This window comes from Tenacibaculum sp. DPLXC6 (genome assembly GCF_056815515.1).
In genome coordinates this window covers 1471290-1489002 of record NZ_CP141806.1, presented here as the reverse complement: position 1 = coordinate 1489002, position 17713 = coordinate 1471290, and the positions used below count along the sequence as shown (strand labels likewise).

Here is a 17713-nt window from a genome sequence, read left to right as displayed (position 1 = left end):
TCCCTAATCGTTTCATTAATGACTCAGGGTTAACCCTGAGTTTTTTTTAACATTTCTTTAACATTTAAAGCTGTAGGCCTTGAATATGCTAAGAACAAAAATAAAAAAACCGAGGTTTAATCCTCGGTTTTTTTCGCACTAAATATACTAAGATGTTAGGTTTATCGTAATCTATCTACAGATTTTACAAGATCTTCATCCTTCTTAATGGCTCTATTTGCTAAAACTAACAGCAAAATAACAATGATAGGAAAGAACATCCCAATACCTTTCTCAGAAACCGAAGCTTCTCCAGATAATGTTTGTGATAAATATATCAATACTCCTAATAAAAAAAGATTTATCAATATGTTTAAGCGGTTTAGAACAAATTGTAACTGACGATTTTTAAATAAAAATATTGTTGCAATAGCTACTAAAGCCGAGATAAAAAATAAAACAGGAATACTTTTTTCTAGAATTGAGTTTCCAGAAAACAAATCTAATATATATATAGTGTTAGTTTGAGAGTTACTCCAAAGACTAAATAGAAAAGTCAATCCTCCAGAGATAATTCCTGCCACTAATAGGTAAATAGATTGTATTCTTTGTATCATAATTTTTTATCGGGTAGCAAATGTAATACTTCTTTTTTTAAAAAGAAATATTAGAAGTTAAAATATTTGTATATATTTGCCTTGTATGTAACCGCACAAAATTATTATATAGCCCCTATATAATTAGCACTCAAAACAAAACTTAATACAAAATAATTCTTTATATATAAGGAATTTTAGTAACTTAATTATTTAACGAATGTTCGATATTTCGGAATTAAAAACTAAAAAATTAGCTGATTTACAAGTTATTGCCAAATCAATAGGATTAACCAAGATTAGTCAACTTAAAAAATTAGACTTGGTGTACAAAATTTTAGATGCGCAAGCAGAAGCAAGTGCTAATGAGGCAAAACCAAAACCAGCACCTAAGGCAGATAAGCCAAAAAGGAAAAGAATAACTAAGACTGAAGCTAAAACTACTACAGAAAAGCCAGAAAGTAAAGTTGTTAAAGAACCAGAAGTAAATAAAGCTCCAGAAAAAAAGGAAGTTGTTAGTAAGCCTAAGAAAAGGCAAGAAGAGAAGAAGCAAACTCAAGCTTCAGACGATAATAAAAAACAGCAACAACCTCAACAGCAAAAGCAGCAGCATAATAAAAACCATAACAGAGGTAATAAGCATAATAAAAATCAGAATAGTAATAAACAACATCATAAGAGTGGTAACAAATACCGTGACCCAGATTTTGAATTTGATGGAATTATTGAAAGTGAAGGTGTATTAGAAATGATGCCTGATGGATATGGATTCTTGCGTTCTTCTGATTATAACTACTTATCATCACCTGACGATATTTACGTATCACAGTCTCAAATAAAATTATTTGGATTAAAAACAGGTGATACAGTTAGAGGTAATGTACGTCCTCCAAAAGAAGGAGAGAAGTACTTCCCATTAATTAGGGTTTCAAAAATTAATGGATTAAACCCGAACATTGTTCGTGACCGTGTTTCTTTTGAACACTTAACTCCGTTATTTGCTGATGAAAAGTTCAATTTAGCAGAAAAAGGAAGCTCATTATCAACTAGAATTATCGATTTGTTTTCTCCAATAGGAAAAGGACAACGTGGTATGATTGTAGCGCAGCCTAAAACTGGTAAAACGGTATTACTAAAAGATGTAGCAAAGGCAATTGCAGCTAATCACCCAGAGGTATATCAAATAGTTTTATTAATTGATGAACGTCCAGAAGAGGTTACTGATATGCAACGTAGTGTACGTGGTGAAGTAGTTGCTTCTACTTTTGATGAACCAGCTGATAAACATGTACGTGTTGCTAATATAGTCTTAGAAAAAGCAAAACGATTAGTTGAATGTGGGCATGATGTTGTAATTTTATTAGACTCTATAACACGTTTAGCAAGAGCATACAATACAGTAGCACCAGCGTCTGGTAAAATCTTATCAGGAGGTATTGATGCCAATGCATTACATAAACCAAAACGTTTCTTTGGAGCAGCTCGTAATATTGAAAATGGTGGTTCGTTAACTATTATTGCTACTGCACTTACCGAAACTGGTTCGAAAATGGATGAGGTTATCTTTGAAGAATTCAAAGGAACAGGTAATATGGAGTTACAATTGGAACGTAACATTGCTAACCGTAGAATTTATCCTGCAATTGATTTAATTAAATCGAGTACACGTCGTGATGATTTATTATTAGATGAAAAGACAGTACAACGTATGTGGGTATTACGCAAATATTTGGCAGATATGAACCCTATTGAAGCAATGGAGTTTATTCAAGATAGAATTAAAAGATCATTAAATAACGAGGAGTTCCTGATTTCAATGAATGGATAATCCGTTAGTTATATAAAATAAAAAGTCCCGCTAAGAGCGGGATTTTTTATTTTGGGTATATCACAGAATTTAATGGGACATCAAATTCATGGGTATCTTCTATCTTTTTGATAGGAGAAAAGAAGTTGAGTCCGATAGTTTGAGTGTCTTCTCTACATTCTGATAAAAACCGATCATAAAACCCTTTTCCGTAACCAACTCTATAGTTTTGTTCGTCAGAAATTAACATAGGTACAAAAACCAAGTCGATGTCTTTTACATCAGCTTCTTCTGCTTTTATAGGTTCTGGAACTCCAAATTTGTTGAGTTCTAGTTTGGTGTCTTTTTCAAAATAGAAATGAGTTAGTGAGTCATCTTCAAAATTACAACGACTAACAATAATTCTTTTTCTTTTATCTCTAAAAAAATCGATGATAGGTTGAGTGTCTATTTCATTAAATTTTCGCATGGATAAAAACAAATGTACAGTATAAATATCATCAGTTTTTAACTCGAATATTTGTTGGTAAATGCTCCCTTGTAATTTTTCTTTTTCAGTTAGAGTAAGGGCATTTCTTTTTTGTTTGTATAGTTTTCTAAGGTCAGATTTAAGCATTGGGTTATAGCGATTTTAATTCTTCTTTAAGTTTTTTTGTTAACCCTTTTACAATAAGTTCATATGAATGGTCAATCAACTCAAAAGCAAAAGTATCAGAAACATCATTGTTTAAAGTAACCGTGTTCCAATGTTTCTTACTCATATGAAAACCTGGATTAATACTTTCGTACTCAGTTCTTAATTCTAAAGCACGCTCAGGTTCACATTTTAAATTAACCTTAGGCTCATGTTGCTCCCAGCTATCTAAACCCGATAAAGCAAACATTTTATTCATTACTTTAAATACTAAAACATTATCATCGAAAGGAAAATGTTCAGTTACTCCTTTTTTGGTAATGCAATAGTTACGAAATTCTTCAATATTCATTATTCAATTAAGTTTTGAGTTGATTCAGGAATCTTTAAAGCTGTGTAGTCTAATTTCCATCCAATAGTCTCCACTAAATTCTGCATTAAGGTAACAGCTTCTAAGGCTTCTTTATTTGCTGTTTGCATTAAATTACTTTCAGGTATTTTTTGAAGTATGTGATCTTTAGCTTCTTTATTTACTTCAGTTAAATCTTCAGAACTAAATTTGTTAAGCAATCCGTTTTGTATGTCATAGAAACGTAAGTTTGGTTCTATTGAAAATACTTCTGGCTGTGGGAATTCAGATAAAACCAATACCTTTTTCTTCGTGTCGGTATGCATTTTTATTTTTCTAAAATCAAAACCAATATGAACTTTAGCATTAATTAAAATAATAGCTTTTTTCTTACTCGTAACAAGTCCTAAAAACTTCTCTTTGGTATTTTCATGATGATATATTTCGGCAAATTCTCCTTCAACAGTAATTAATTTAGATACTTTTTTAATCTTATCTAGCAGAACTACCGATTGTTTTTCGGTTAAATTTTTTCTTTTTGCTGAGGTGAATTTTTTAAAAATGTAATAGGATATAATGGCACCTCCTGCCAAACCTATAAAAAGTAATTCCATAGTTACGAATTTACATAAAATAGGTAAAGCATAAAAGAGAATATATATTGTAGTGGTTTTTATAAATGTAGTAAGTGGAGGAAAGTTATTTTGTATTTTTATTCTCAGAAAGTAAAAGAGTTTATCAGAGTAAAACAACTACTTAATGGGATCAGCAAGCGCAACAGAAAAAGAACTAAAAGAACGTATAAAAGAGCTAACTTGTTTATATGAAGTAACCTCTTTAATAATAAATGCAAACCTAGATCAAGTTGATGTAGCTTTAAAAGCTATAGCTAAAAGTTTAAAAAAAGCATTACAGTTTCCAAAAAATACGCGAGTTTTTATTGATACGGAAAAATATTCTGAAGAGGACAGTAAAACCGAGGAAGAGCTTTGTATTATTTCAAGTCCTATTTCAGTATTTAATATTCCTAAAGGGAAAATATCAGCATTTATAAAAGGAAAGGAACTTAAGGACAATTTATATCTAAAGGAAGAAAAAGAATTATTTGATACCGTTGCTATAAAAATAGGAGGACTTTTAGAGCGTATTGAAATAAAGAACAATGAGTTGTCGATGAGACGTAAAATGGAGCATGCCGACCGTTTATCAATCTTAGGAGAATTAACCGCTGGTATTGCCCATGAATTAAATACTCCTTTAGCTAATATATTAGGTTATTCAGAACTATTGAAAGCAGATATGTCTAGTAATGAAAAGGCTTTGGCAGATGTAGATAAAATTATTCAAAGTGCAATTTTTTCAAGAGAAGTAGTAAAAAAACTCATGTATTTTGCTTGTGAAATGCCACAAGAAATGAAAAAAGTAAACATAATTCCGAGTATAAAAGATGCTATAAATTTACTAGACGCTACTTTTAGAAGACAGTCTGTAAAATATTTAGTGAAAGTTGAGGAGTCGGAATTATGGTTGCGAGCAGACACAGTTCAACTTACTCAAATTATTTTTAATCTTATTATAAACGCTATTTATTTTTCACCTAAAAACGGGCTTGTAACCATAGAAACATTCCAAACAGATAAAGAAGTTATTTTAAGGATTTCTGATGAAGGAATAGGCTTAAGTAACGAAGCTCTTGAAAAAGTGTTTCAACCTTTCTTCACAACGAAACCAACAGGAGAAGGAACAGGGCTAGGATTAAGTGTTGTACATGGTATTGTATCGAGTCATAAAGGAACAATAACTGCTAAAAATGGCATTGAAAAAGGTGCTATCTTTGAGGTTAGGTTACCAAAATAAAAGAAATGCCGTTAAAAAAAGAAAATATATTAATAGTAGATGATGATGTTCATATTTTAGAATTGTTACATCGACATTTACAGTCTTGGAATTATCATACCTACAAGGCGGTATCGGTTAAAGAAGCAGTTACAATTTTAAGAGATACACCAATTGATTTGTTAATTACAGATTTAAAAATGCCTGAAGTTGATGGTTTCGAGTTAGTTAAATTTGTCTCAGAGCATTATCCAAAGCTACCAAAACTTATTGTAACAGGGTATCCATCTGTTCAAGATTCACTAGAGGCAATTAAGTCAGGTGTAGTAGCATACCTAACGAAGCCGTTTACTAAAAATGAGTTGAAAACGGCAATGGATGATGCATTAGCAAAATCAGGAATAAGTAAGAAAAGTGCTGCTCAAAAAAAAGAGAAGAAAGACTTTTATGGAGACATGATAGGGGCTTCAGAAAAGATTAATGAAATTTTCCAAATAATAGATCGAGTTAAAAATAATAAAGCTACAGTTTCTATTAAAGGTGAAAGCGGTACAGGTAAAGAATTAGTAGCAAGAGCAATACACTATGAAGGTAAGTTTGCTAAAGGGCCATATATAGCTGTAAACTGTGGGGCAATTCCTGAAAATTTATTAGAATCTGAATTATTTGGTTATGTAAAAGGTGCTTTTACAGGAGCAGAAAGTAATAGGAATGGTTTTTTTCAAGCAGCAAATGGAGGAACTATTTTTTTAGATGAAATAGGTAACGCTTCTTTAAATGTACAATCTAAATTATTAAGAGTTTTACAGGAAAAGGAAGTAGTAAAGGTTGGAGCCCAAAAAGCAGAAAAAGTTGATGTTAGAATTATTGCAGCAACAAACAATAATCTAAAGGAATTGATTCAAAAAGGAACGTTTCGAGAAGATTTGTTCTATAGATTAACAGTTGTTGAAATAGAGGTGCCACCTTTAAGAGAAAGAAAAGAGGATATTTCTATGTTGGTGGAAAAGTTTCTATTTAAATATGGAGTAGAGTACAAAGATAGATTTATAAAAATAAGTCCCAAAGCTACAGATATACTTCAACGATACAATTGGCCTGGAAATATAAGGGAGTTAGAAAATATAATACAACGTGCGGTAATTATGTGTGATCGTATAGTAGAGGTAGAACACTTACCTGATTCATTAAAATATAATGTCGATTTTTCTGAAGAAGGATTGATATCTTTAAAAGAAATGGAAAAGCGTCACATACAACATGTATTAAATGCTACTAATAATAATAAAACAAAAGCGGCAAAAATTCTCCAAATAGATCGTAAGACACTGCGAGAAAAGCTGAAAGAATAAAACATCTTTTTTGAGAGTTTTTTCTCCACATGAGGAGAAACTCCCCACTTCAACTTTAAAATCAAATTTCAAATAAACTTCTGAGTCCTTTGTAAATAAAGGGATTCAGAGGTTTTTTACTTTTTTGGTATGTTCGTCGGCATGCCATTTGCCTTTATAGATGAAAATAAAATAAATGTAATTTATGAATACGAATCCTTTTAATATTTGTCCATCATGTATAGAAGTAAATACATGTGTGTTAACCAAATCTAAAGAAAAGGTATGGTCGTGTAGTGAGTATAATGAGGTAAATGAAGTAGTAGAGAAAGAGAAGAAAGAAGAGGCAGTTGTAAGCCCAGAAATGCAAATTCAAACTGCTTAAGACAAGAAAAGCTTACTAATAAATAAAGTATGAATAATACAAAAAGAGAAGTATCAGAAAGTAAAATAAATTCAAACATAAGTGAGATGACATTAACCAAAGAATTAAAAAAACCAGCGAAGCGAAAGAATGCTAGAGGGATGGTTGATAATGTATTAGAGCAGTTTAATAGTGCATCTGATCAAATTGGTTTACACCCAAATATTCGTAAAATATTAAGTATTACGAATAACGAAATCATTGTTAATTTTCCTGTGAAGATGGATAATGGTGATGTTGAAATTTTTCAAGGATATCGTGTACAGCACAACAATGCTTTGGGACCATATAAAGGAGGTTTACGTTATCATCCAACGGTAGATATAGATGCTGCAAGAGCTCTGGCTATGTGGATGACATGGAAAACATCTTTGGCAGGTTTACCATACGGTGGAGGTAAAGGAGGTATACAAATTGATCCTACTAAATATTCAAAAGATGAATTAGAACGAATTACAAGACGTTTTACGTTTGCTTTAGGTGATAATATTGGGCCAGAACATGATATTCCTGCTCCAGATGTAAACACAAACGCTCAAACTATGGCGTGGATGGCAGATACGTATATGAGTACTAAGGCTCCTGCAGAACGTTCAATGAATCAACATGTAGTTACAGGAAAACCAATTGGTAGTGGAGGTTTAGAAGGAAGAGACAGAGCTACAGGTTACGGAGTGTTCCTAACAATTAAGTTTTGGATAGAAGAAAATAACCAAACCTTAGAAGGTAAAACCTTTATCGTTCAAGGTTTTGGGAATGTAGGGTATTGGGCTGCTTATTTCTTAGAAAAAGAAGGAGCTAAAATGACAGGAGTTCAAGATGCTTACGGAAGTATTCAAAATACAAGTGGAATTAAGGTAGAAGACCTTTTCAACTATACAAAAGCTAATAACGGAAGTTTAGTTGGGTACCCAGAGTCAACAGAGATAGAAAAGAAAGACTTCTTTGCTATTGACTGTGATATTTGTATTCCTGCCGCTTTAGGGAACCAAATAACTGAAGATAACGCACACCTAATTAAGGCTAGTTTAATAGCAGAAGGAGCAAATGGACCTATAAATGTAGAAGGAGAAAAAATCCTTTTAGAAAAAGGAGTAACAATAATTCCTGATATATTATGTAATTCAGGTGGTGTAATTACTAGTTACTTTGAATGGCTTCAAAACCGTAATGGTGAGTTATGGAATATGGAAGAGGTTATTGTACGATTAGATAAGAAACTAAAAGATTCATATACCAGAGTTTCAGACTATGCAAAATTAGAAGGTGTAGATATGCGAAAAGCAGCTTATTGTATAGCTATACAGCGTATTGAAAAGGCTTATGTTCAACGAGGTATTTTTCCATAAAAAGAAGTAAAATGAAACACGGAAGTTTAGTTTTAGAGAAAAAAGAGTATGTGTACATTAAGAGTTTGCTAAATATTTCAGAGCATACTGAAGAAGGTAAAGTACAAACATCACTAGATAAGTTTGCTGAAGAATTAAAATCGGCTAAAATTTTAGATGAAGAAGAAATGCTAGATGATGTGGTACGATTGAATACTGTTGTGACTATAACTTCTGGAGATGATTGGAAAAAAACTATTCAGATTGTAAAACCAACTGAAAAGGATTTAAAAAACAACAAGATTTCTATTTTAACACCAATAGGCATAGCTTTATTTGGTTATGCTTTAAACGATGTAGTTCACTGGGATTTACCAGGAGGAAGGAAAGAAGTTGAAATTTTAAAAGTAACTCAAAAAGAGGGGGAAGAGAGTTTTAGCACCTTAATTTAAAGACAAAAAAATGACACTTAATAATCACGGTAGCGATATAGATGTAGTACATAAATACAACCATGTAGAATTAAAAGGATGGGTAGATCAATTGCAATATATTAATAAAGAAATTGACAATCTTTTAAGCTTACATGAACACTTTTTAAATAAAGCCATTTCTGAAGAAACATTGAAGCTTTTTTCTGAGAGAAAAAAAATAAACAATGAGCTTTATAAAACTGTTTTGTCATACTCAAACACCTATGTTAACGTAGCGGAGTGTGATGATATTCAGTGTGACATGGCTTATTTAGGAGAGTACGATAGGTTACGTGAGAATTATCACAATAATTTGGAAGCTTACCAAAAACTTAAAGACAAGTTTTTTGAGGAAGTTTTACTAAAAGAATAGCATTCTTGTAAAGCAAGTATGTTAGATTTGTAGAGTTAGTTGTAAAACCTTGGGATCATGTAGTTCCAAGGTTTTTTATTTTTAAAAATATTAAGAGCTCTTAAGAGGTGTATTAATGTTTTAATAACTACACTTTAGTGTAAGGTTTGATTAGGTATGTTTAGTTATTTTTGTTTAAATAAATCTTAGAAAGAATCAATGTATAGTAGAAATAGAATATATATTAAACCAGAAGAACAAGAGTTGATAAAGGATTATCCAATCTTATTAGGTGGTAGTGGTATAGGTAGTAATATTGCTGAGTGTGCTTTAAGGTTAGGTTTTGAAAAAATTACTATTGTTGATGGAGATGAGGTTGAGCTATCAAACTTAAATAGGCAGAATTATACTGAAAAAGATATTAAAACTGATAAGGTGGAAGCTCTTTCTCAAAGGTTGTTGTCTATTAATCCTAAAGCAGACATTACAGTTTATAATTGTTTTATTACAAAAGAAAATATACACTCAATAATTGAAGGACACAAAGTAGCGATAAACGCTTTAGATTTTACATCTGACATACCGTTAATATTTGATAAGATTTGTAGGGATAAAGGGATTCCAATTATTCATCCATATAATTTAGGTTGGGGAGCTTTAGTTTCTGTAATTACTCCTGATAGTTTATCACTAGAATCAATAGCTAAGGAAGAAGAAAAGTTTAATGAAGTGAAAATGGTAGAATATGCAGTAAGTTATATGAAGTTTTGGGGAAAACCTCAAAAATGGATAGAGGATGTTATAGAGGAGTATAAAAAAGAAAAAAAAATATTACCTCCTCCTCAATTATCTGTTGCGTCATGGTTAGTGGCGTCTATTTGTACGCACTTGCTATTTAATATTTCTACAGGGAAATCGGTAAAAAAATTTCCTGAATTTTACTTGTCATCTATCAATAGCTAAATAAGTCTATTATTAGTAGCAAAAGAAATAGCTTCTGTTATGTTGGCGACTTCTAATTTGTCAAATAATTTTTTTCTATGAAATTTAACAGTATCAGGAGAAACAAAAATAGATTCGGCTATTTCATTAATTTTAAAACCCCTTGCAGAATATTGTAAGATTTCTTTTTCTCTATTTGTAAGGGTTATTTTTTCTTCTGTTTTCCAATATTCACCTTCCAGATTATAAGTAAACATTTTGTTGTCTCCTTGTTTGTATATTTTAATATTTCCAGAGTGTTGCTCTGTAGATAAAGAGATAATACATATAGCCTTCCAAACTTTACCATCATTACTTAAAAATAAAGGAGTTAATTTTTGGTTTATTAAAATGTTTTTTTTCTCTTGGTTTTTAATACTAAAATCATAAGAAATTGTGTAAAGTAACCTTTCTTCAATAGGTAGTTTTTCAAAAAAATCAAACCCTACTGTATTTATTTTTAAAAGTAAATCTAAATCGGGTGGTGTAACATATTTAAAATAAAAAGCATACCCCATTTCTTTTACTTCTTCAGCTGTATGACCACATAAGAATAAGGGGTTGTCAGAAACATATTCAAATCCTTTTTTTTGATAGTCAATAATATAAATGCTTTTATAAGTAGTTCGAGCAAAAGCTTTGATAGGAGCTAAATAATCAGATGTTTTAAGTAGTTCACTTTCAGAAATATTATCAACAGTGTTTTTCATCGAGAAAAAATCATTGATGTTGTTTTTCATAATTAAAAATATTGAAGAGTCTCAACAAATCTACTAAAAAGTATATTATTAGGTCTAATAAAACTACACTTTTGTGTAGTTTTTTGATAATCAAACACTTAACTACACTTTAGTGTAATTTAAAAGCTTAGGTCTATAGATAGTTTTGGAAGTATAAAACACAATGTTATGACTTTTAAAAACACATCCTTAGAAATATTATCATCAAGTGAAATAATAAATTTAGCTGAATTTATAGTTAAAGAGAACTTTAAACATCATACAAAAGGAAACTTACCTAGTAATTATTATTCAAGTGTTAAATCTATTTATAAGGAAGAGTTAGGTTTTTTGAAGAGTTCGAAAGTTTTTGTTTCAAAAGGAGATAAAGGAGAAATTGAAGGAGCAATAAGAGTATTAAGATGGGATTACTCAAAAAAGTTACCAATTCAAAAAATATTTGGGATAAACCCAATAGAGATTGCAGGGATGTCTCCTTTGAAAACAATTTGGCATATAGGTAGATTCGCAATAAAAAAAGAAGTGAGTGATATAAACCTTTTCAAAAAACTCATGATCTGTGCCATAACACCAATATGTGAAAAAGAAAATTCCGTAGCTTTTGCAGAGTGTGATAGTAAATTATTGAGGGTTTTAAGAATATTAGGAATAGAAGCTACTGTGGTCGGAGAGTCAGTAAATTACTTAGGGTCAGAGACTATACCTGTGTGTATGACTTATTCAGGTTTAATAGAGTTCTATAGAAAAAATAAGCATTTAATATTTAAATCGATGGACGAGAGTTCGGTAAAAAAATCAAAGCTACCCGAAAGTGTAGTTGTTGGTAATCAGTCAACTAACTACACTTTAGTGTAATAAGACAGCTGTAATGATCATTTAAATTTGAAGTATAATAAAATAAATTAAAAAATGAAGAAACAGATTCTAAATATGATTTTGCTTTTAATGTGTACAAATATTCTCTCTCAAATAACATATGAAGGGATGGTTGTTGATGCAGGAAAGCAACCAATTTCTCTAGCCAATGTGATAGCATATGATTCTACAAATGAGAAGTTCATAGGTGGAGTAACTACCGACGATAGAGGGGGGTTTAGATTAAAAGTAAAAGAAAAAACTTCATTTTTTATTAAAGTAAGCTTTTTAGGTTTTAAAACCAAGAAAATTGATGTAATAACTAATGATTTAGGAGATATTGTTTTAGAAGAAGATGCAAGTTTGCTTGATGAAGTGTTAATAACAAGTAAAAAACAAACATTAGTTAGGAAAAATGATCGGTTAGTTTTTAATATAGATAAAACAGTTGCTCAAGAGCTAGGTTCCGCCATAGAAGTATTAAGAGTAACGCCCAATGTAGTTGTTAGAGATGATCAACTAACAATGTTGGGTAAAAGTTTTGTAAGAGTAATGGTTAATAGTAAAATGTTGCCATTGAGAGGAGACGATTTAAGAGGGTATTTAGCTAGTATTAATAGTTCTGACATTGTTAAAGTAGAAGTAATAACAGTACCTCCTTCAGAATTTGAGGCAGAGGGGAATGGAGGGATAATCAATATAGTCTTAAAGAAAGAAAAGAAAGATTTTTGGAGCGCAATAGCTAGATTATCAAGCACTCAGAGAACATTGTTCTCGTACGGAAGAAGCTTCGCTTTAAATTATAAAAAAAAGAATACATATTTAACTGTAAACATTTCTAATGGACTTTACCTTAAAAGAAACATTTTTAGAAATAATAACTTTTTTTTAAATGAAACATGGAGAGGTAGAGGACCTTCAGAGTATGAAGATGAGTATTTAAATTATAGATTATCGTTTACTCAAACTCTAACTAAAAAATGGGAATTAGGGTTAGGATACTCAGGAACAAACTCAGACGTAATCTATTCGACAGATAATAAAGATTTAATTTACAATTTAAATAATGAGTTGAAGTATTCTTTATTGTCAGATGGGGTTTCTAACAAAGATGCCAAGACTCATGCTCTAAATTTTTACAATACAATTAAACTAGATAGTTTAGGAAAAAAGGTTTCGTTAGATGTGGATTATTATAAATCTACTTCGTTTAAAGAAGGCGAAAATAAAGGAGAAAGAAGAGAGCAAAATACTACAACCCCTACTTTTTCAAATAATACAAGTATAGATTATGATTTTGAAAATATTTCAGGAAAGATAGACGTATCGTTACCCTATAACTCAATAGATATAAAGTTAGGAGGTAAGGTGTCTTTTTCTCAGACTAATAATGACTTTAAGTTTTACGATAGTTTTAATGGAGCACCAATTTTAGATGAGAATCAGTCTAATATCTTTAATTATGATGAGCATATTTATGCAGCATATGTTTCAGGAACTAAGAAGGTTTCAGAAAAGTTTAGCGCAAAAGCTGGGCTTAGAGTAGAAAGTACAGTAACTAAATCATATTCTAAATCAAATAACCAATCGAACGAAAATAAATACACTAAGTTTTTTCCTACACTATATCTTACTTACAGTTTGAAGGGGGGGCAATCACTATCGCTTAATGTAAGTAGGAGATTGAATAGACCTAGATTTGAAAGTTTAGATCCTTTTAAGATTGTTGTAAACCCCTTTAAAACAATACAAGGTAACCCGTTTTTACAACCTTCATTTATTACTAATCTAGAGTTGATATTTAATTCTAAAAAGAATGAATTAAAGGTTTATGGTCAAAAGATTACTGATAGGTATGAACAGGTTTCAGAATTAGACCCTGTAAGTAAAGTAGTAAACTATACGTATTATAATCATTTAAATGTAGAAAATTTCGGAATAACAGATACATATATATATGATAAGTTAAACTGGTTGACTTCATATAATACAATAGATGTAGGGTATTCTAAAATGTCTTCATCAATACCTGAAACTATTGGAGAACAAGAAGGATTTAATGCCTTTGTACAAACTCAGAACTACATCAAATTAAATTCTAAAAAAACACTATCACTAGGAGTTAATTATTACCATGTTTTTGCAGCGAAGCAAAATGTTTCAAGACATGGAGGTTACGGTCCTTTAGATTTGTCTCTAAGATTAAAATTATTAAAAGGAGATTTAAATTTAGTGATGTATGCCAATGATATTTTAAAAACAAGTGTAACCACTGTAACAGGTTATTATAATAATGTTAAAACAACTTATAATAATTATTACGATTCAAGATCATTAAGCTTTATAGTAAGATACACTTTTGGAAATAAAAAAATTAGAACAAAAAGAGATAGATCTGGTAATAGAGATATACAAAATAGAGCTCAATAAAAATTGAGCAAACAAAACAACCAAGGCCAAGGTTTTATAGACCGAAAACAGTTAAAGTCTTAAAAATATGATTGATAATTAATTAAATATAAATTTTTTAAAAAGATGAAAAAAATCACATTAAACAAAGGATTAAAATTAAACAAAGAATCAATTACAAAACTTCAAGATTCTCAAATGTCGACTTTTAAAGGAGGTATAAGAGAGGCAGCAGGTGTTACTTGCGCAAACGGATCTTGTATTAAGTCTTGTAACGAAGATTCTTGTAAAGGTGGTGATCAAGTAATTTATTAATTAAATATAAATTTTAAAAAGATGAAAAAAATCACATTAAACAAAGGGTTAAAATTAAATAAAGAGTCTATAACAAAACTTCAAGATTCTCAAATGTCAACTTTTAAAGGAGGTATAAGAGAGGCTGATGGACTTACTTGTGCAAATGGATCTTGTATCAAGTCTTGTAATGAGGACTCATGTAATGCTAACCAAATACAATAATAAATTTTAAAAAGATGAAAAAAATCACATTAAACAAAGGATTAAGATTAAATAAAGAATCAATAACAAAACTTCAAGACTCTCAAATGTCTTCCTTTAAAGGAGGTGTGAGAGAGGCAGCAGGAGCTACCTGTGCAAATGGTTCATGTATTGAATCTTGTAATAAAAACTCTTGTAAAGGTGGAGATCAAGTTATTTACTAATAAACTTTAAAAGATGAAAAAAATCACATTAAACAAAGGATTGAAGTTAAATAAAGAGTCTATAACAAAACTTCAAGACTCTCAAATGTCAACTTTTAAAGGAGGTATAAGAGAAGCCGATGGGCTTACCTGTTTAAATGGTTCATGTATAAAATCATGTAACAAAAACTCTTGTAAAGAAAACGAAATCTACTAAGAGTTAAAACTAAAAAAAAGGTGGAGCCATTTTAAGTAGTGATAAATGTTCCACCTTAATTCTACTAATTATCAAATACAAATAAAATGAAAAAAATCACATTAAACAAAGGATTGAAGTTAAATAAAGAGTCTATAACAAAACTTCAAGATTCTCAAATGACTTCTTTTAAAGGAGGAATTAACCAAGCAGAAGATCTTACTTGCTTAAATGGATCATGTATCAAGTCGTGTAATAAAAATTCGTGTAAAGAAAACGAAATTTATTAATAGATAAAAGTAAAGAAGGTGGAGCTATTTAAGTAGTGATAAATGTTCCACCTTAATTCTACTAATTTAAATATATAAGAAACATGAAAAAAATCACATTAAACAAAGGATTAAGGTTAAATAAAGAAGCAATTACAAAGCTTCAGGAATCACAAATGTCTCAAGTAAAAGGAGGGGTTAGAGGGGCAGATAGTATCTCTTGCTTAAACTTTACTTGTAATGCTTCCTGTGATACAGGAACCTGTAACGGGACGGCAGAAGAGTTACGATAATCAAATCATTAAGTGTATAAGTATAGCTTATTAAGAAGAATAATACAGCAGTTTTAATGCTGCTGTATTTTAAAAATAAGAACAAATGAGAATAACAAATCAATTAATAAAAAGTATAGATGATGCTAATTTGAAAAACTTTACTTCAGATAGTTTATTAAACGGGAAGTTAGGGTTGGTTTATTATTATCTAAATCTATTTAAAATCTTTAATAAAGAAGAGTATTTAAAGAAAGTAGAAGAATATTTAGAAAACATTTTTACCAATATAGAAGAAGGAACATCTAGTTTAATGTACGATTCAACTTTTGAAAACGGGTTAAGTGGCTTAGGCTATGCTTTGAAAGAACTGATAAATGAGAAAGTATTGGATCAAGAGTATTGGTCTCAAATAGAAGAGATTAATAAAATTGTTGTAGATGATGCTATAAAATTAATCCAGGAGAAGAATTTTGATTTTGTTAGAGGACCATTTGGAATCTTATTTTATTTAAACTCAGTGAATGCAAGTGAGCAAATAGATAAAATCTTAGAAACTTTAGAGAAAGAACTTGAAAAAGAAAATGACTTTTTCTTTTACAATGAATATAGCTATATAGAAGGGGTTCATATGGGGTACGCACACGGTATTTGTGCTATAATTAAAGTGTTAAATGATGTTGATGATAAAAGAGCAGAAAACATTGTAAAATATTTACTAGATAAAATACTAGTTATTATAAAAAATAATGAATACCATATTATAAAAGGCAAAAAATATTACTTGCCTAGGAGTGTTCATAAAGGAAATGAGTTTGAAAAAGGTTTAAACTATAGAGCTGTTTTAGCTTGGTCAAATAGCGATGTAAACTTTTCAACATTAATTTACTCCTTAAAAGAAAAATTTAAAACAAAAGAATTACTAGCTATTGCAGATAAAATAGCTTTAGAGAGCATAGAAAAAAAAGAAGAAAAACACACTAGGGTATGGGATCACCGATTTTACTTTGGAAGCTCTGGAGTTTTAGGAATGTATAAGTACCTGTATAATAAAACAGGAAACTCAAAATATAAAGAAGCATCCCACTTTTGGTATAAAAAAACATTGAGTTTTCTTACAGAGAACACAATTAAAGAACACCCTCTTAACTTTTTAAATAACCTGCCAGCAACTACTTTATCTCTTTTAGAGTTTGAAAGAGAAGAAGAGTTCAATTGGTCAAAAATACTACTATTATGATTGATGATACATTAAAAATAGGAATACTAGAATTTGCTGCTAGTAATAAACAGAATTCAATGCATGCTATAGAAGATATTTTTACTTACGCATGTAGAGCAGATGAGTTAAGCTTCTCAAGGTTTTGGCTTACAGAACACCATAGAGCAAGTGCTATACATCCATATAACAATCCAGAAATTTTAATAACATTAATAGCTGGTATGACAGAAAATATTAGAGTTGGATCAGCTGGATCTTTAATAGGTTATTATTCTCCATACTCTTTAGTTCAAAACTACAAATTACTCAATAATATTTACAATGATAGAATTGATTTTGGTTTGTCTAAAGGGCGCCCAGAAAATGCACATCAACATAATTTTTTCAATTTAAATAATAGCACATTTGAAAATACGATGTACGATAAAAATCTTCAAGCGATATGCGAATTACTACACGAAGAAGAAAAGAATTACAACGAAAGCAAGATTATACTCCCTCCATTTAAAGGAACTACACCCTCATTGTGGTATCTATCTAACAGCTATAAAAGAAAAGATCTAGCAATAAAAAATAAATTAAATATATGTAGGTCTCTAATGCATGGTTTAGATGTGTTTGAATATGATGAAGATTTAAAAGGGTTACTACAATATAAAGAAGAGTATTACCGAGTAAATAGAGAAATTCCTGAAGCATCAATAGCAATTGCAGTTACTTTTTCAAAAACACAAGAAGAAGTAGAGCAAGAGGAGAAGAAATACAAAAATAGAAGAGAAGGATTAAAAATTATTTCGGTAAACAAATATAATTTCTTAGAAAAACTAGAGCAAATTCAAAAGGCATATGGAGTAAATGAAATCATAATATGCGATACCGAAAAAGATATAGAAGCTAAGTTAGAAAACTTAGAATTAATAAAAGAATTAACATCACTAGAAGTGCTTAAAACGTATTAA

23 protein-coding genes are annotated in these 17713 nt (G+C 30.2%); 18 read left to right on the top strand and 5 right to left on the bottom strand.

Annotated elements, in window-relative coordinates; genetic code table 11:
• Window positions 1-161 precede the first annotated feature (161 nt).
• A complete protein-coding gene (locus VCM48_RS06745; RefSeq protein ID WP_440122461.1) occupies window positions 162-596 on the bottom strand; it encodes a DUF4293 domain-containing protein in 435 nt (144 codons plus the stop codon).
• 199 nt (window positions 597-795) lie between these two features.
• Here VCM48_RS06745 and rho point away from each other — a divergent pair, with 199 nt between their 5' ends.
• Window positions 796-2403, top strand: a complete 1608-nt coding sequence (gene rho, locus VCM48_RS06740; RefSeq protein WP_440122460.1) for a transcription termination factor Rho — start codon at window positions 796-798, stop codon at window positions 2401-2403.
• A gap of 46 nt (window positions 2404-2449) precedes the next feature.
• Here rho and VCM48_RS06735 read toward each other — a convergent pair whose 3' ends face one another.
• From VCM48_RS06735 to VCM48_RS06725, 3 genes are read right to left on the bottom strand one after another with little or no spacing between them, the layout of a single operon-like run.
• A complete protein-coding gene (locus VCM48_RS06735) occupies window positions 2450-2998 on the bottom strand; it encodes a 5-formyltetrahydrofolate cyclo-ligase (protein ID WP_482272073.1) in 549 nt (182 codons plus the stop codon).
• 4 nt (window positions 2999-3002) lie between these two features.
• On the bottom strand, window positions 3003-3368 hold the full coding sequence (locus VCM48_RS06730) for an MmcQ/YjbR family DNA-binding protein (RefSeq protein ID WP_482272072.1): 366 nt from the start codon (window positions 3366-3368) through the stop codon (window positions 3003-3005).
• Window positions 3368-3979 (bottom strand): DUF4230 domain-containing protein, encoded by a 612-nt coding sequence (locus VCM48_RS06725; protein ID WP_121148185.1) that lies wholly within the window; start codon window positions 3977-3979, stop codon window positions 3368-3370. Before VCM48_RS06725 ends, VCM48_RS06730 begins: the two co-directional genes overlap by 1 nt.
• 145 nt (window positions 3980-4124) lie before the next feature.
• Between VCM48_RS06725 and VCM48_RS06720 the strand changes: the two genes are divergently transcribed.
• From VCM48_RS06720 to VCM48_RS06690, 7 genes are all read left to right on the top strand, one after another.
• Entirely contained in the window at window positions 4125-5222 is a 1098-nt protein-coding gene (locus VCM48_RS06720; RefSeq protein ID WP_482272071.1) for a sensor histidine kinase, read from the top strand.
• Window positions 5223-5227: 5 nt separating this feature from the next.
• Window positions 5228-6553 (top strand): sigma-54-dependent transcriptional regulator, encoded by a 1326-nt coding sequence (locus VCM48_RS06715; RefSeq protein ID WP_482272070.1) that lies wholly within the window; start codon window positions 5228-5230, stop codon window positions 6551-6553.
• Between the two features lie 184 nt (window positions 6554-6737).
• Window positions 6738-6917: a hypothetical protein gene (locus VCM48_RS06710; protein WP_124590993.1), complete on the top strand. Its 180-nt coding sequence runs from the start codon at window positions 6738-6740 to the stop codon at window positions 6915-6917.
• Between the two features lie 86 nt (window positions 6918-7003).
• Window positions 7004-8305: a Glu/Leu/Phe/Val family dehydrogenase gene (locus VCM48_RS06705; RefSeq protein WP_482272216.1), complete on the top strand. Its 1302-nt coding sequence runs from the start codon at window positions 7004-7006 to the stop codon at window positions 8303-8305.
• Between the two features lie 11 nt (window positions 8306-8316).
• The gene (locus tag VCM48_RS06700; protein ID WP_482272069.1) at window positions 8317-8736 is read left to right on the top strand and encodes a GreA/GreB family elongation factor; all 420 of its coding nucleotides are present in this window, start codon (window positions 8317-8319) and stop codon (window positions 8734-8736) included.
• Window positions 8737-8746: 10 nt separating this feature from the next.
• On the top strand, window positions 8747-9130 hold the full coding sequence (locus VCM48_RS06695) for a hypothetical protein (RefSeq protein ID WP_482272068.1): 384 nt from the start codon (window positions 8747-8749) through the stop codon (window positions 9128-9130).
• Between the two features lie 198 nt (window positions 9131-9328).
• On the top strand, window positions 9329-10072 hold the full coding sequence (locus VCM48_RS06690) for a ThiF family adenylyltransferase (RefSeq protein WP_440122452.1): 744 nt from the start codon (window positions 9329-9331) through the stop codon (window positions 10070-10072).
• Here the strand turns inward: VCM48_RS06690 and VCM48_RS06685 are convergent.
• On the bottom strand, window positions 10069-10830 hold the full coding sequence (locus VCM48_RS06685; RefSeq protein ID WP_440122451.1) for a response regulator transcription factor: 762 nt from the start codon (window positions 10828-10830) through the stop codon (window positions 10069-10071). The two genes, VCM48_RS06690 and VCM48_RS06685, sit on opposite strands and share 4 nt — an antisense overlap.
• A gap of 168 nt (window positions 10831-10998) precedes the next feature.
• On the opposite strand from VCM48_RS06685, the gene VCM48_RS06680 reads away from it, so the two are divergent.
• From VCM48_RS06680 to VCM48_RS06635, 10 genes are all read left to right on the top strand, one after another.
• Window positions 10999-11685, top strand: coding sequence for a hypothetical protein (locus VCM48_RS06680; protein ID WP_482272067.1), 687 nt, complete (start codon window positions 10999-11001; stop codon window positions 11683-11685).
• Window positions 11686-11739: 54 nt separating this feature from the next.
• On the top strand, window positions 11740-14115 hold the full coding sequence (locus tag VCM48_RS06675) for an outer membrane beta-barrel family protein (protein ID WP_482272066.1): 2376 nt from the start codon (window positions 11740-11742) through the stop codon (window positions 14113-14115).
• 105 nt (window positions 14116-14220) lie between these two features.
• Window positions 14221-14409, top strand: coding sequence for a class I lanthipeptide (locus VCM48_RS06670; RefSeq protein ID WP_482272065.1), 189 nt, complete (start codon window positions 14221-14223; stop codon window positions 14407-14409).
• A 21-nt stretch (window positions 14410-14430) separates the two neighbouring features.
• The gene (locus VCM48_RS06665) at window positions 14431-14613 is read left to right on the top strand and encodes a class I lanthipeptide (RefSeq protein WP_482272064.1); all 183 of its coding nucleotides are present in this window, start codon (window positions 14431-14433) and stop codon (window positions 14611-14613) included.
• Window positions 14614-14627: 14 nt separating this feature from the next.
• Complete coding sequence (locus VCM48_RS06660; RefSeq protein WP_482272063.1) at window positions 14628-14816, top strand: class I lanthipeptide; 189 nt, start codon at window positions 14628-14630, stop codon at window positions 14814-14816.
• Window positions 14817-14829: 13 nt separating this feature from the next.
• Window positions 14830-15012, top strand: coding sequence for a class I lanthipeptide (locus VCM48_RS06655; protein ID WP_482272062.1), 183 nt, complete (start codon window positions 14830-14832; stop codon window positions 15010-15012).
• Window positions 15013-15098: 86 nt separating this feature from the next.
• Window positions 15099-15281, top strand: a complete 183-nt coding sequence (locus VCM48_RS06650; protein ID WP_482272061.1) for a class I lanthipeptide — start codon at window positions 15099-15101, stop codon at window positions 15279-15281.
• Window positions 15282-15364: 83 nt separating this feature from the next.
• On the top strand, window positions 15365-15553 hold the full coding sequence (locus tag VCM48_RS06645; protein WP_482272060.1) for a class I lanthipeptide: 189 nt from the start codon (window positions 15365-15367) through the stop codon (window positions 15551-15553).
• Between the two features lie 85 nt (window positions 15554-15638).
• Window positions 15639-16772 carry a lanthionine synthetase LanC family protein gene (locus VCM48_RS06640; RefSeq protein ID WP_482272059.1) on the top strand — a complete coding sequence of 378 codons (1134 nt, stop codon included), beginning with the start codon at window positions 15639-15641 and terminating at the stop codon, window positions 16770-16772.
• Window positions 16769-17713, top strand: coding sequence for an LLM class flavin-dependent oxidoreductase (locus VCM48_RS06635; protein WP_482272058.1), 945 nt, complete (start codon window positions 16769-16771; stop codon window positions 17711-17713). The genes VCM48_RS06640 and VCM48_RS06635 overlap by 4 nt, the downstream gene beginning before the upstream one ends.

Excerpts from the sequence above, each read along its gene's own strand:
- VCM48_RS06745 (WP_440122461.1), bottom strand. The coding sequence starts at position 596 with ATGATACAAAGAATACAATCTATTTACCTATTAGTGGCAGGAATTATC.
- rho (WP_440122460.1), top strand. The coding sequence starts at position 796 with ATGTTCGATATTTCGGAATTAAAAACTAAAAAATTAGCTGATTTACAA.
- VCM48_RS06735 (WP_482272073.1), bottom strand. The coding sequence starts at position 2,998 with ATGCTTAAATCTGACCTTAGAAAACTATACAAACAAAAAAGAAATGCC.
- VCM48_RS06730 (WP_482272072.1), bottom strand. The coding sequence starts at position 3,368 with ATGAATATTGAAGAATTTCGTAACTATTGCATTACCAAAAAAGGAGTA.
- VCM48_RS06725 (WP_121148185.1), bottom strand. The coding sequence starts at position 3,979 with ATGGAATTACTTTTTATAGGTTTGGCAGGAGGTGCCATTATATCCTAT.
- VCM48_RS06720 (WP_482272071.1), top strand. The coding sequence starts at position 4,125 with ATGGGATCAGCAAGCGCAACAGAAAAAGAACTAAAAGAACGTATAAAA.
- VCM48_RS06715 (WP_482272070.1), top strand. The coding sequence starts at position 5,228 with ATGCCGTTAAAAAAAGAAAATATATTAATAGTAGATGATGATGTTCAT.
- VCM48_RS06710 (WP_124590993.1), top strand. The coding sequence starts at position 6,738 with ATGAATACGAATCCTTTTAATATTTGTCCATCATGTATAGAAGTAAAT.
- VCM48_RS06705 (WP_482272216.1), top strand. The coding sequence starts at position 7,004 with ATGACATTAACCAAAGAATTAAAAAAACCAGCGAAGCGAAAGAATGCT.
- VCM48_RS06700 (WP_482272069.1), top strand. The coding sequence starts at position 8,317 with ATGAAACACGGAAGTTTAGTTTTAGAGAAAAAAGAGTATGTGTACATT.
- VCM48_RS06695 (WP_482272068.1), top strand. The coding sequence starts at position 8,747 with ATGACACTTAATAATCACGGTAGCGATATAGATGTAGTACATAAATAC.
- VCM48_RS06690 (WP_440122452.1), top strand. The coding sequence starts at position 9,329 with ATGTATAGTAGAAATAGAATATATATTAAACCAGAAGAACAAGAGTTG.
- VCM48_RS06685 (WP_440122451.1), bottom strand. The coding sequence starts at position 10,830 with ATGAAAAACAACATCAATGATTTTTTCTCGATGAAAAACACTGTTGAT.
- VCM48_RS06680 (WP_482272067.1), top strand. The coding sequence starts at position 10,999 with ATGACTTTTAAAAACACATCCTTAGAAATATTATCATCAAGTGAAATA.
- VCM48_RS06675 (WP_482272066.1), top strand. The coding sequence starts at position 11,740 with ATGAAGAAACAGATTCTAAATATGATTTTGCTTTTAATGTGTACAAAT.
- VCM48_RS06670 (WP_482272065.1), top strand. The coding sequence starts at position 14,221 with ATGAAAAAAATCACATTAAACAAAGGATTAAAATTAAACAAAGAATCA.
- VCM48_RS06665 (WP_482272064.1), top strand. The coding sequence starts at position 14,431 with ATGAAAAAAATCACATTAAACAAAGGGTTAAAATTAAATAAAGAGTCT.
- VCM48_RS06660 (WP_482272063.1), top strand. The coding sequence starts at position 14,628 with ATGAAAAAAATCACATTAAACAAAGGATTAAGATTAAATAAAGAATCA.
- VCM48_RS06655 (WP_482272062.1), top strand. The coding sequence starts at position 14,830 with ATGAAAAAAATCACATTAAACAAAGGATTGAAGTTAAATAAAGAGTCT.
- VCM48_RS06650 (WP_482272061.1), top strand. The coding sequence starts at position 15,099 with ATGAAAAAAATCACATTAAACAAAGGATTGAAGTTAAATAAAGAGTCT.
- VCM48_RS06645 (WP_482272060.1), top strand. The coding sequence starts at position 15,365 with ATGAAAAAAATCACATTAAACAAAGGATTAAGGTTAAATAAAGAAGCA.
- VCM48_RS06640 (WP_482272059.1), top strand. The coding sequence starts at position 15,639 with ATGAGAATAACAAATCAATTAATAAAAAGTATAGATGATGCTAATTTG.
- VCM48_RS06635 (WP_482272058.1), top strand. The coding sequence starts at position 16,769 with ATGATTGATGATACATTAAAAATAGGAATACTAGAATTTGCTGCTAGT.